The 13838-nt window shown below is 37.8% G+C and carries 10 protein-coding genes and 1 pseudogene; 10 read left to right on the top strand and 1 reads right to left on the bottom strand.

Going from position 1 to position 13838, the window contains the following annotated elements:
• Positions 1-28 precede the first annotated feature (28 nt).
• From DBU79_RS06070 to xerH, 10 genes and pseudogenes are all read left to right on the top strand, one after another.
• Complete coding sequence (locus tag DBU79_RS06070; RefSeq protein WP_000413484.1) at positions 29-544, top strand: DUF2603 domain-containing protein; 516 nt, start codon at positions 29-31, stop codon at positions 542-544.
• The gene (gene hemN / locus DBU79_RS06065; RefSeq protein WP_154411865.1) at positions 544-1917 is read left to right on the top strand and encodes an oxygen-independent coproporphyrinogen III oxidase; all 1374 of its coding nucleotides are present in this window, start codon (positions 544-546) and stop codon (positions 1915-1917) included. The genes DBU79_RS06070 and hemN overlap by 1 nt, the downstream gene beginning before the upstream one ends.
• Positions 1914-3203: a (Fe-S)-binding protein gene (locus DBU79_RS06060; RefSeq protein ID WP_154411864.1), complete on the top strand. Its 1290-nt coding sequence runs from the start codon at positions 1914-1916 to the stop codon at positions 3201-3203. The genes hemN and DBU79_RS06060 overlap by 4 nt, the downstream gene beginning before the upstream one ends.
• A 77-nt stretch (positions 3204-3280) precedes the next feature.
• A complete protein-coding gene (locus DBU79_RS08080; RefSeq protein WP_412018772.1) occupies positions 3281-4708 on the top strand; it encodes a DEAD/DEAH box helicase family protein in 1428 nt (475 codons plus the stop codon).
• The gene (locus DBU79_RS06055) at positions 4705-8100 is read left to right on the top strand and encodes a type ISP restriction/modification enzyme (protein ID WP_412018771.1); all 3396 of its coding nucleotides are present in this window, start codon (positions 4705-4707) and stop codon (positions 8098-8100) included. The genes DBU79_RS08080 and DBU79_RS06055 overlap by 4 nt, the downstream gene beginning before the upstream one ends.
• Entirely contained in the window at positions 8097-9482 is a 1386-nt protein-coding gene (locus DBU79_RS06050; protein ID WP_154411863.1) for a hypothetical protein, read from the top strand. Before DBU79_RS06055 ends, DBU79_RS06050 begins: the two co-directional genes overlap by 4 nt.
• 121 nt (positions 9483-9603) lie before the next feature.
• Entirely contained in the window at positions 9604-10416 is an 813-nt protein-coding gene (locus DBU79_RS06045) for an outer membrane protein (RefSeq protein ID WP_134890275.1), read from the top strand.
• 158 nt (positions 10417-10574) lie between these two features.
• On the top strand, positions 10575-11747 hold the full coding sequence (locus tag DBU79_RS06040) for a pyridoxal phosphate-dependent aminotransferase (protein WP_134890274.1): 1173 nt from the start codon (positions 10575-10577) through the stop codon (positions 11745-11747).
• A 209-nt stretch (positions 11748-11956) separates the two neighbouring features.
• Positions 11957-12175, top strand: a pseudogene (locus tag DBU79_RS06035) (hypothetical protein); the annotation flags it as partial.
• 20 nt (positions 12176-12195) lie between these two features.
• On the top strand, positions 12196-13266 hold the full coding sequence (xerH, locus tag DBU79_RS06030; RefSeq protein WP_154411862.1) for a tyrosine recombinase XerH: 1071 nt from the start codon (positions 12196-12198) through the stop codon (positions 13264-13266).
• A gap of 62 nt (positions 13267-13328) precedes the next feature.
• Here xerH and DBU79_RS06025 read toward each other — a convergent pair whose 3' ends face one another.
• Positions 13329-13835: a methylated-DNA--[protein]-cysteine S-methyltransferase gene (locus DBU79_RS06025; protein WP_134890272.1), complete on the bottom strand. Its 507-nt coding sequence runs from the start codon at positions 13833-13835 to the stop codon at positions 13329-13331.
• Between the last annotated feature and the right edge of the window lie 3 nt (positions 13836-13838).

The raw sequence follows: 13838 nt of genomic DNA, 5'->3' as shown, positions 1-13838 counted from the left end.
GATACAATCAGCTTAAAAAGGATATAAAGTGGAAAAATTACCTAAAAAACGAGTTTCTAAAACCAAATCACAAAAACTTATCAATAGCTTAACAACCCAAAAAAACAGAGCCTTTCTCAAAAAAATCAGCGCTAGTGAAATGCTTTTAGAATTAGAAAAAGGGGCGTTTAAAAAAAATGAAGCTTATTTTATTTCTGATGAAGAAGATAAAAATTACGTTTTAGTGCCGGACAATGTGATCTCTCTTTTGGCAGAAAACGCCAGAAAGGCTTTTGAAGCTAGGCTTAGGGCGGAATTAGAAAGGGATATTATCACCCAAGTGCCGATTGATTTTGAAGACGTGCGCGAAGTTTCCTTGCAATTGTTGGAAAATTTACGCCAAAAAGACGGGAATTTGCCCAATATCAACACCTTAAATTTTGTCAAACAAATCAAAAAAGAACACCCTAATTTATTCTTTAATTTTGACAACATGTTCAAACAACCCCCTTTTAATGAGAATAATTTTGAAAATTTTGACAATAGCGATGAGGAAAATTTTTAATGCAAACCATTGATTTTGAAAAATTTTCGCAATATTCCAAGCCCGGCCCACGATACACCAGCTACCCCACAGCGGTGGAGTTTAACGAAAATTTTAATGAAGAGAGTTTGAAAACGGCGTTTTTTAACCATGACAGCCTCAAAAACCCCATGCCTTTATCGCTTTATACGCATTTGCCCTTTTGCCGGAGTGCGTGTTATTTTTGCGCTTGTTCAGTCATTTACACCAGCTTAGAAGAGAAAAAAGTCCGCTATATCAGTTACCTTAAAAAAGAACTCGCTCTTTTAAAAAACGCCATGGATACCAACAGAGAAGTGGTGCAATTCCACTATGGAGGCGGCACGCCGACCTTTTTTTCGCCCATTCAATTAGATGAAATCACGCAAAGCATTCAAGAAGTTTTCCCCAATTTCAGCAAAGATATTGAAATGAGTTGCGAGATTGATCCTAGACATTTCACTAAAGAACACATGCAAACCTTGTTTGATAGGGGGTTTAACCGCTTGAGTTTTGGGGTGCAGGATTTTGATTTTGAAGTCCAAAAAGCCATTCATCGAATCCAGCCTTTTGAAATGGTTCAAGAATCCGTGAAGCTCGCTAGAGATTACGGCATCAAATCCATTAATTTTGATTTGATTTATGGCTTACCCAACCAGACTAAAGAGAGTTTTTTAAAAACTTTGGAATGGGTTTTGAAACTGGATCCGGACCGATTAGCGGTGTTCAATTACGCGCATGTGCCTTGGGTGAAAAAAACGATGCGTAAAATTGATGAAACCTTATTGCCAAGCCCTAGAGACAAGCTAGAGATTTTAGAATCCCTCATTAGTTTTTTAGAGAAAGCCCATTACCAAATGATAGGCATGGATCATTTCGCTAAAAGCGATAATGAATTGTATCTGGCCCTTCAAAGAGCGCAATTGCGCCGTAATTTTCAAGGCTATACCACTAAGAAATTCACTCAAACCATTGGCATTGGCGTTACGAGCATTGGCGAAGGGAGCGATTATTACACGCAAAATTATAAAGACTTGCACCGCTATGAAAAAACCCTTGATTTGGGGCATTTACCGGTAGAAAGGGGTGTAATACTCACCAAAGAAGACATATTAAGAAAAGAAGTGATCATGCAAATGATGAGTAATTTAAAACTGGATTACTCTAAGATTGAAGAAAGATTTTCTATTGATTTTAAAGCGCATTTTAGAAAAGAATTAGAAAAATTAAAGCCTTATGAAGAAGCGGGCTTGCTTTCTTTTAACGCTAAAGGCTTTGAGATGACCAAAACAGGGGGCATGCTCGTAAGAAACATGGCTATGGAATTTGACGCGTATTTGCGTGGGGGCGAAAAACATTTCAGTAAAACGCTATGAACGGGAATATTTTTGAAGAAGTAGGGGACGCTTGCGTTAAATGCGCTAAATGCGTGCCAGGTTGCACCATATACCGCATTCATAAAGACGAAACGACTTCGCCTAGAGGCTTTTTAGATTTGATGCGCCTAAACGCTCAAAACAAGCTCAAATTAGACACGAATTTAAAACACCTTTTAGAAACTTGTTTTTTATGCACCGCTTGCGTGGAAATTTGCCCCTTTCATTTGCCCATAGACACTTTAATAGAAAAAGCCAGAGAAAAAATCGCTCAAAAATACGGCATTGCTTGGTATAAAAAATCCTATTTTTCCCTTTTAAAAAACCGCAAAAAAATGGATAGGGTGTTTTCGGTGTCGCATTTTTTAGCCCCTTGTGTTTTCAAGCAAGTAGGGGATAGTTTAGAGCCTAGAATGGCGTTTAAAGGCTTATTCAAACGCTTTAAAAAAAGCGCTCTCCCTCCTTTAAATCAAAAAAGTTTTTTACAAAAGCATGCAGAAATGAAACCTTTAGAAAACCCCATTCAAAAAGTGGCGGTTTTTATAGGGTGCTTGAGTAATTACCATTACCAGCAAGTGGGGGAAAGCTTGTTGTATATTTTAGAAAAACTCAACATTCAAGCGATCATCCCTAAGCAAGAATGCTGCTCAGCACCTGCGTATTTTACCGGCGATAAAGACACCACGCTTTTTTTAGTGAAAAAAAACATAGAATGGTTTGAAAGCTATTTAGACGAAGTGGATGCGATCATTGTGCCTGAAGCCACATGCGCTAGCATGCTCATCAACGATTATTACAAGGTGTTTTTAGGCGAAAAAGATAGGGATTTGTATGTGAAGCGCCTAGAAAAAATCACGCCTAAAATCTATCTGGCGAGCGTGTTTTTAGAGAAACACACCCCTTTAAAACATCTTTTAGAAAAAATCCCTAAGGGGAAAAAAGAGACTATCACCTATCATAACCCTTGCCATGCCAAAAAAACCCTAAACGCTCATAAGGAAGTGCGCAACTTGCTCAATTCGCATTATGAAATTAAAGAAATGCCGGATAATTGTTGCGGTTTTGGGGGGATTACGATGCAAACAGAAAAGGCGGGATTTTCTTTAAAAGTGGGTCTTCTTAGGGCTAAAGAAATCATAAACACCAAAGCTAAAGTTGTGAGTGCTGAATGCGGGGCATGCCACATGCAATTAAACAACGCCTTAAAGTCTTTAGACGACCCTAACACCCCGCAATTTTCGCACCCTTTAGAACTCATCGCTAAAGCTTTAAAAAGCGCTGAATAAAAAGCCTTTTTAACCCCACTTTCTAACATCTTTTTATTATAATACAGAACTTTAACGCTACTATTAAGGAATGAAAAATGTCAGAAATCAGCACCTATAAACTCATCAAAGAAAAATTGCAAGCCATACCCAACCAACGCCTTAAAGGGAGCTGGTTTGAAAAAGTTTCTAAGCGTTTTTTAAAAGAGCATGACAGCGCTGATGAATACGAGTCTATTGATCTTTGGAGCGATTGGGAATTAAGGGGGAAGGAGAGCGATCGCGGGATTGATATGGTGATTACAACGGCTTCAAAAGAATACATCGCCGTGCAATGCAAATTCCATCAAGACAGCGTTTCACTGAACGACCTTTCAACTTTTTTAAGCAAATTGCAAAGCGGGGTAGGGGAGGTTGGGTTTAAAAAAGGGATCATCATCTCCACTTCTAATTTAAGCTCTAACGCTCTTGAAGAAATTGAACAAATCAGAAAAAGCAAAGGGATTGATATTGTTGAAATCAGTGAAGAGGATTTTATCTATTCTCAGATTGATTGGGAAAAGTTCGATCCCACGCAAACTCAAGGCGAACTCCCCTTATGCGATAAGAAAAAGCCGCGCCCTCACCAAATAGAAGCGATAAAAGCCACCAAAGAGTATTTTTCTAATCCTAAAAACGCTAGAGGCAAGCTCATTATGGCATGCGGGACAGGCAAAACCTACACTTCTTTAAAAATCATGGAAGCTTTAGATCCCAAAATCACGCTTTTTTTAGCGCCAAGCATCGCTTTGCTTTCTCAAACTTTTAGAGAATACGCGCAAGAAAAGAGCGAGCCTTTTTACGCTTCTATCGTGTGCAGCGATGATAAAGTCGGGCAAAGTAAGAACGAAGACAATGACGATATTAAATTTTCTGAGCTCCCTATAAAGCCCTCCACTCGCCTTGAAGACATTTTAAGCACTTATGAAAAAGCGCAAAAAGAAAACAAGCGCTTCATTATCTTTTCAACTTATCAAAGCGCGTTGCGTATTAAAGAAGCGCAAGAAGCGGGTTTAGGTGCAATCGATCTCATTATTTGCGATGAAGCCCACAGAACGGTAGGGGCTATGTATTCCACGAATGAAAGGGACGATAAAAACGCTTTCACGCTGTGCCACAGCGATGAAAATATCAAGGCTACAAAACGCCTTTATATGACCGCCACGCCTAAAGTGTATAGCGAAAGTTCTAAAGCTAAAGCCAAAGAGAGCGATAATATTATCTACTCTATGGATGATGCGGAGGTTTTTGGCGAAGAAATCTATACGCTCAATTTTGAAAGAGCGATCGCTTTAGATCTCCTCACCGATTATAAAGTCATCATTTTAGCGGTGCGTTCAGAAAACTTAAGCGGCGTTACTAACAGCGTGAATAAAAAGATCAGCCAGCTTGAAGCCAAAGGCACTAAATTAGATAAAAAGCTCATTAATAACGAATTTGTGTGTAAGATCGTTGGCACGCATAAAGGGTTAGCCAACAGGATTTGATCGCTTTAGACGATGAAAACAAAGAAGACAACGACTTGAAAAGCCAAAAAGACACCTTTGTTTCTCAAAGAGCCATAAGCTTTTGTAAAAGCATACAAACGAGTAAAAATATCAACAACTCCTTTAAAACGATCATGGAATGCTATGATGAAGAGCTGAAGAAAAAGAGTTTTAAAAACCTAGAAATCAGCATCGATCACATTGATGGCACCATGAATTGTAAGGAGAGGCTTGAGAAATTAGAAAACTTGAACCAATTCGAGCCTAACACTTGTAAGGTTTTGAGTAATGCCAGGTGTTTGAGCGAGGGGGTGGATGTCCCAGCACTTGATAGCGTTATCTTTTTTGATGGCAAGAGTGCCATGGTGGATATTATCCAAGCGGTGGGTAGGGTGATGCGGAAAGCCAAAAACAAAAAAAGAGGCTATATCATTTTGCCTATCGCTTTAGCAGAGAGTGAAATCAAAAACCTAGATGAAGCCGTCAAGAACACCAATTTCCAAAACATTTGGAAAGTGCTAAAAGCCTTAAGAAGCCATGATTCAAGTCTCGTTGATGAAGCCACTTTTAAAGAAAAAATCAAAATCTTTGGAAGTAATGATGAAAGCAATACAGACGATGATGAAGAGTTAAAAAAAGATAAAACCGAGCAAGCTCAAAACGATCCCAAAGAAGCCCAAAAAACCCTTTTTGACGCTATCTTGCTGCAAGATCTAGCGAACGCTGTGTATAATGTCATGCCCACTAAATTAGGGGACAGGAATTATTGGGAAAATTTCGCCAAAAAAACGGGCAACATCGCAAGAACCTTAAATAACCGCTTGAAAGAGCTTTTTGGCAAAAACCATGAAATTTTTGACAACTTTTTAACTTCTTTAAGGGACAATATCCATCAAGGCATTAAGAATGAGGAAGCGTTGGATATGCTCGTTTCTCACATCATCACTAAGCCCATTTTTGATGCGCTTTTTGGGGACAATATCAAAAACCCTATCGCTAAAGCCTTGGATAAAATGGTTTTAAAACTCTCCGATCTAGGGCTAGAAGGGGAAACTAAAGATCTTAAAAACCTCTATGAAAGCGTGAAAACCGAAGCGGCGCATGCCAAAAGCCCAAAAAGCCAACAAGAACTCATTAAAAACCTCTACAACACTTTCTTTAAAGAAGCCTTTAGAAAGCAAAGCGAAAAACTAGGGATCGTTTATACGCCTATAGAGGTGGTGGATTTCATTTTAAGGGCCACTAACGGCATTTTGAAAAAGCATTTCAACACGGATTTTAACGATAAAAACATCACGATTTTTGACCCATTCACGGGCACCGGGAGTTTTATCGCTCGTTTGCTTTCTAAAGAAAACGCGCTCATTAGCGATGAAGCCCTAAAAGAGAAATTTCAAAAAAATCTGTTCGCTTTTGACATCGTGCTTTTATCTTATTATATCGCTTTAATCAATATCACCCAAGCCGCGCAAAATAGGGACAGCTCGTTAAAAAATTTCAAAAACATCGCGCTCACGGACAGCTTGGATTATTTGGAAGAAAAAAGCGTTAAGGGGGTATTCCCTTTCTTTGAAGATTTGAAAGAAAACCAAGAAATCAAAACCACTCTAGCCGACCAAAAAATCCAAGTCATCATCGGCAACCCGCCTTATTCAAGCGGCGCTAAAAGCGAAAACGATAACAACCAAAACCTTTCACACCCTAAGCTTGAAAAATTAGTTTATGAAAAATACGGCAAAAATTCCACCGCCAAAGCGGGGGCAACCACACGAGACACGCTCATTCAGTCAATACGCATGGCGAGCGATCTTCTTAACGATAAGGGGGTGCTAGGCTTTGTGGTGAACGGGAGTTTCATTGATAATAAAAGCTCAGACGGGTTCAGAAAATGCGTGGCACAAGAATTTTCGCATCTTTATGTGCTGAATTTGAGGGGGAATCAGCGTACTTCAGGGGAAGTGTCTAGAAAAGAGGGAGGGAAAATCTTTGATAGCGGATCCAGGGCGACGGTAGCGATCATCTTTTTTGTGAAAGATGAGAGTGCCCCCAATAATACGATTTTTTACTATGAAGTGGATGATTATTTAAAAAGAGAAGCCAAACTCAACTTGCTCGCCAATTTTGAAAATCTGGATTTTGTGCCTTTTAAGGAAATTACCCCCAATGACAAAGGCGATTGGATCAACCAAAGGAATGACGATTTTGGAAAGCTCATCCCTTTAAAAAGAGACAAAAAACTCAAAAATGATAGTATTTTTGATCTCAATTCTAATGGGGTGGTGAGCGGTCGTGATCCTTGGGTGTATAACTTTTCACCAAACGCTTTAAAGCAATCGGTGCAAAACTGCATTGACACCTATAACGCTGATTTGAAGCGCTTCAATGAGCGTTTCAGGGAAGCCTTCAAACAACGCACTAAAGGCGTCAAGTCAGACAAACTCTATAAGCACTTAAACGATAGAGAAATCACCACCGATAAAACGAAAATCGCTTGGACTCGTAGTTTGAAACAAGGATTTATTAAAAATACAAATCTGCCAACAAGTAGTGAAGAGCGCGTAAGGTTAGCCTTATACCGCCCTTTTAACAAACAATGGCTTTATTTTGATAAGAATTTAAATGAAGAACAATATCAATTTTCAAAAATTTTCCCGGATAAAAGCGCTAATAATGTGGTGATTAATACAAGTTCAATGGCTTCAAGAAATTTTTCCTGCTTGATTGCAAACGAGATTACTGATGTCCAAACAATGGCGAACACCCAAGCTTACCCCTTGTATTATTACGACGATCTGGGGAACCGCTATAACGCTATCAGCGGCTATGCGCTCAATCTCTTCAGGAGGCATTATAAAGATAATGCTATCACTGAAGAAGAGATTTTTTACTACATTTATGCGATTTTCCACCATAAAGGTTATTTGGAAAAATACAAAAATTCTCTCACCAAAGAAGCGCCTCGTATCGCTTTGAGCGAAGATTTTAAAGAACTCTCTACTCTTGGCAAAGAATTAGCCGAGTTGCATCTGAACTATGAGAGCGGGGAAATGCACGCAAGCGTTCAATACAACCTACTAGAGAACGCCAAAATAGAGGGCTATTATGATGTGGAAAAAATGACCAAAAAAGGGGATTGCATCCTTTATAACCACCATATCACCATCACTAAAATCCCCCAAAAAGCCTTTGACTATGTGGTGAATGGCAAAAGCGCGATTGACTGGGTGATCGAACGCTATCAAAAGACTAAAGATAAAGACAGCTTGATTGAAAACAACTCGAACGATTATGCCGGCGGAAAATATGTTTTTGAACTCCTTTGTAGGGTCATCAAACTCTCTGAAAAAAGCGTGGATTTGATTGAAAAAATTAGTAAGAAGAGGTTTGAGTGATCACATCGCTTGGAGGTGTGGAATATTTTGAAAGGCAATGTCTTGCTTTCTTAAAAAATCCACAAACTAATCCACAAAATGAGCAATGCATTCCAGGAGTGTTTTCGTATCAAGAAAACAAAATTTCTTTTTCTTTTTTGGTTTTAGGAGAAATTAAAGAGATTTACTCACTTTATACCAATCCACAATACCAAACGCTCTATATTGTGGATAACACAAAAAGATACACTCTTTACAAGCTTTATGATCGCATTATTTTAGGTCATACTTTAGGGTATTCTGCACCAATCACGCTCTATTATGAATGGCTGTTTGATGATTGGATCGATCCAGAAAAAATTATGGGCGATCGTTTTAATTGCAGAACAAATTATTTAGAAAGTTTTTTTACGACCAAGAAGCATTTGCTACCTGATGCATTATTTAAAGTAGATGAAAGTGTGTGTGAAAGTTATCATGGGGATAAAAATAAGGATTTTATTTTACAATCATTTTATATTCAAAATGATTTTTTGTCCCAAAGATATGAAAAAGATAAGATAAAAGCAAAATCTAATTTGGTTCCTAAAAGACAGAATCGTTTATTAACTTATCAATTTGATTTGTTTTTGGAATGTGATATGATTTTTGAAACCCTTGAAGAATTAGCGCTTATTGCTGAAGCGATTAAAAATTTCTTTGTTTTGATTTATGCTCATTCTAAGTTTGACATCCAAATTGACTATATCCAATTCAAACTTTCTAATAAAAACATTACAGCAATAAGAAACACTTACAAAAAAGACAAAAAGTCCATGGAGATAGATTCTTATGGGATTGCTATAAATTTCCAACAGATAGACAATTTTTCTGTAATACTTGAAAAATGGATTGATTTTTATATTAAAGATAATATTAAAGATAATAGAGGTTTTCAACTTGCAAGTATTTTAGACATTATCAACAAAAAAGATCCAATTATTCACTTGTATTTGGACATGTTTGTATTGATTAGCATGATTGAAAGTTTTATTGAAAGTTTTTTAAAGAAACCACAAGGAACAAAACTCTGTAAAAAACTCTCTGAATTTTTTAAAATTTCATTATCTAGGACAAAATGCGATCAAACAAAAAATTATTTTAATGATAACTATCAAAAAGATCTAATCCAACAGATTGTTGACTGCCGCAACAATCTAGCACACGGAGATGATTTAAAGCTTGATACAAACAAAGCTACAGACATTAGCCATGTTTTTATGGATTTCAAGCAAATTGTCATTGAATATTTCTTTGGTAAGATAGGATTGAGCGATTTTATTACAAACAATTTTGGTTTTCTTAACAAAGTTAAATTAAGAAACCCCCCAAAAACAGAAAAAATCGCAGAGCCAAACCGCTAAAACCCCCTAGAAAATTTAAAATTTTAAGTTTTAGGGGTGTTTTTCTTAAGAATTTAGGTTTTTTATAGATTATTATGTTATTATTATACGAAATGTAGACTTTTAGAAGGAAAAATGTTGTATGAAAAAGTTTGTAGTGTTTAAAACGCTCTGTTTATCGGTAGTGTTAGGTCATAGTCTTGTGGCAGCAGAAGGTAGCACAGAAGTGCAAAAGCAATTGGAAAAGCCAAAAGAGTATAAAGTAGTGAAAGGCGAGAAAAACGCTTGGTATTTGGGGATTAGCTATCAAGTCGGTCAGGCTTCACAAAGCGTTAAAAACCCCCCCAAAAGCAGCGAATTTAACTACCCTAAGTTCCCTGTGGGTAAAACCGACTATCTAGCCGTTATGCAAGGCTTAGGGCTTACTGTGGGTTATAAGCAGTTTTTTGGGGCTAAGCGGTGGTTTGGTGCCCGTTATTACGGCTTTATGGATTATGGGCATGCCGTGTTTGGAGCGAACGCTTTGACATCAGATAATGGTGGGGCATGCAAACTCAATGAGCCATGCGCGACCAAAGTAGGGACAATGGGCAATCTGTCTGACATGTTCACTTATGGTGTGGGTATTGACACTTTATACAATGTCATTAATAAAGAAGACGCAAGTTTTGGATTCTTTTTTGGGGCTCAAATTGCGGGTAACTCTTGGGGTAATACGACAGGGGCCTTTTTGGAAACTAAAAGCCCTTATAAGCACACTTCCTATAGCCTTGATCCGGCGATTTTCCAGTTCCTTTTTAATTTAGGGATCCGCACCCATATTGGCCAGCATCAAGAATTTGACTTTGGCGTGAAGATTCCTACTATCAATGTTTATTATTTTAACCATGGGAATTTGAGCTTCACTTACCGCCGTCAATACAGCCTTTATGTGGGGTATCGTTACAATTTCTGATTTAAAACGCTTGTTTTTCTCTAATTGGATTTTCAATTAGAGTTTTCTTGCATAAACCACCGCTTTCTTTTGAAACATTTTTAAAAGTTTTTTGAAAATTAGAATTAAAATCTTTTTGATCATGTTATGATAGTCCAAAAATTTAACAAGGATTAAGCATGTTATATTCCTCTAAAATCCAATCCCTTTCAGAATCCACAACGATCGCTATCAGCACGCTCGCTAAAGAATTGAAATCGCAAGGAAAAGATATTTTAAGTTTTTCAGCGGGCGAGCCTGATTTTGACACCCCGCAAGCGATCAAAGATGCGGCTATAAAAGCCCTAAATGACGGCTTTACCAAATACACTCCAGTGGCTGGAATCCCTGAATTACTCAAAGCGATCGCTTTTAAATTGAAAAAAGAAAACAACTTGGATTATGAGCCGAGTGAAATTCTAGTGAGTAATGGCGCTAAGCAAAGCTTGTTCAATGCGATTCAAGCCTTAATAGGGGAGGGCGATGAGGTAATTATCCCTGTGCCTTTTTGGGTAACTTACCCTGAGCTTGTGAAATACAGCGGTGGGGTGAGTCAATTCATTCAAACCGATGAAAAAAGCCATTTTAAAATCACCCCCAAGCAGCTTAAAGACGCCTTAAGCCCCAAAACAAAAATGCTCATTCTCACCACCCCATCAAACCCTACCGGCATGCTTTATAGTAAGGCGGAATTAGAGGCTTTAGGCGAAGTTTTAAAAGACACTCCAATTTGGGTGCTTAGCGATGAAATTTATGAAAAGCTTGTCTATCAAGGGGAGTTTGTTTCTTGCGCGGCGGTGAGTGAAGAGATGAAAAAACGCACCATTACCATTAATGGCTTGAGCAAGTCAGTGGCGATGACAGGCTGGCGTATGGGCTATGCGGCGAGCAAGGATAAAAAATTAGTCAAATTGATGAATAACTTGCAGAGCCAATGCACTTCCAATATCAATTCTATCACGCAAATGGCTTCTATTGTGGCGCTTAAAGGATTGGTGGATAAAGAAATTGAAACGATGCGTCAGGCTTTTGAGAAGCGCTGTAATTTAGCCCACGCAAAAATCAATGCGATTGAAGGGCTGAACGCTTTAAAACCTGATGGGGCGTTTTATCTGTTTATTCATATTGGCAGTCTTTGTGGGGGGGATTCGATGCGATTTTGCCATGAGTTGTTAGAAAAAGAAAGCGTGGCGTTAGTGCCTGGAAAGGCTTTTGGATTGGAAGGCTATGTTCGTTTGTCTTTTGCATGCTCAGAAGAACAGATTGAAAAGGGGATTGAACGCATCGCTCGCTTTGTCAAATCAAAGGGATAAAAAAATTGGTATTTAAAAAAGGGGGGACTTAATCTTGTTTGGAATTTGATATTGTAGTTAGTAGCATAGCGTGGTATAATGGTTTGATTTAAAAGTTTGAAAAGTGCAGTTTTCATAACTAAAATAGATTTTAAGGAATAATTATGACAATAAGATTTGATAGCAACAGCAACAACAATAACTCTGAATGGATGGAAGAAATACAAATGCTTGTCCGTGATAACACATTCCATTTTATCTTTAATGTTAGTAATAACTTCTTAGGCGGAAAATCAAAATTAACTATTGAAGTGCCTAGAGTAGCATTAGAAAATATTAAGTTACCTGACATGAAAGAAATATGTGTTAATCAATGGTATATAAACATTTTTATAAATATATTGATACAGTCTATCAATGAAGGATCTTATATACTGACAGGCGTTTGAAAGAATAATCTAAACCCTAAATGAAACACCCCCTAGAAGAATTAAAAGACCCTATAGAAAATCTTTTGCTGTGGATTGGGCGCTTTTTGCGTTACAAATGCACAAGCCTGTCTAATTCCCAAGTGAAAGACCAAAACAAGGTTTTTGAATGTTTGAACGAATTCAATCATGCGTTCATCAGCTCAAGCCAATTGGAAAAAGTTTGCAAAAAAGCCCGCAGTGCCGGATTACTAGGTATCAACACCTACGCACTGCCCCTACTCAAATTTTACGAATACGCTCAAAAGCTTTCTTTAAAATCGCTCAAAAATATAGACGAAGTCATGTTGGCTGAATTTTTGAGTATTTATACCGGAGGTTTGAGTTTAGCCACTAAGAAAAATTACCGGATCGCTCTATTAGGGCTTTTTAGCTATATAGACAAGCAAAATCAAGATGAAAATGAAAAATCTTATATCTATAATATCACGCTTAAAAATATCAGCGGAGTCAATCAAAGCGCAGGCAACAAGCTCCCTACTCATTTGAATAATGAAGAATTAGAAAAATTTTTAGAGAGCATTGATAAAATAGAAATGTCCGCTAAAGTGCGTGCCAGAAACCGCCTACTCATTAAAATCATCGTTTTTACAGGCATGCGTTCTAATGAAGCCTTGCAGCTTAAAATAAAGGATTTCACTTTAGAAAATGGCTGTTATACGATTTTGATTAAAGGCAAGGGCGATAAATACAGAGCGGTGATGCTCAAAGCTTTCCATATTGAGAGCCTTTTGAAAGAATGGCTCATAGAAAGGGAATTATATCCCGTTAAAAACGATTTATTGTTTTGCAACCAAAAAGGCAGCGCTTTAACGCAAGCTTATTTGTATAAGCAAGTGGAGCGCATCATCAATTTTGCAGGACTCAGGCGAGAGAAAAATGGGGCGCACATGTTAAGGCATTCTTTTGCGACCTTGCTTTATCAAAAACGCCATGATTTGATTTTAGTTCAAGAAGCTCTAGGGCATGCGAGCTTGAATACGAGCAGGATTTACACGCATTTTGACAAAGAGCGTTTAGAAGAAGCGGTGAGCATTTGGGAAGAAGATTAAAAACACCCCCTACTCCCTTAAAAAAAATGATTTTTACCATAAAACGACTACAACCCCATTTTTTAAGAAATTAAAGGGTTTTTAGCTTGCTCATTTAAAATTTTGCTTTCAAATTCTAACAGCCACTTTTTGACTTCTATGCCCCCATTATACCCCCCTAAAGTGCCATTTTTACGCACCACTCTATGACAAGGCACGATCAAAGAAATAGGGTTATTATGATTAGCGTTGCCAATCGCTCTGCAAGATTTAGGGTTATTAATGAGCTTTGCGATTTCATCGTAACTTTTTGTCTTGCCATAAGGGATAGTTAATAACGCAGACCAAACTTGTTTTTGAAAAGAAGTCCCTATCAAATCTAAAGGCGCATCAAATTCAAAAAGTTGTCCCAAGAAATAACGCTCTAAGGCTTGAACGCTGAGTTTTAATGGGGTATTCATAGGGGTGTTATGAGAAAAATTGGCCGTATCAAAATCCAATCTCAATAAATGGCTCTCATTAGCGCACAAATGCAAATACTCTAAAGGGAAGCTCTTAGGGGTCTTAAAATAGTAGTGGTATAAAACCATCAA

The sequence above is a fragment of the Helicobacter pylori genome (genome assembly GCF_009689985.1).
GTDB classification, from domain to species: domain Bacteria; phylum Campylobacterota; class Campylobacteria; order Campylobacterales; family Helicobacteraceae; genus Helicobacter; species Helicobacter pylori_CG.
This window is presented reverse-complemented; position numbering and strand designations above follow the sequence as displayed.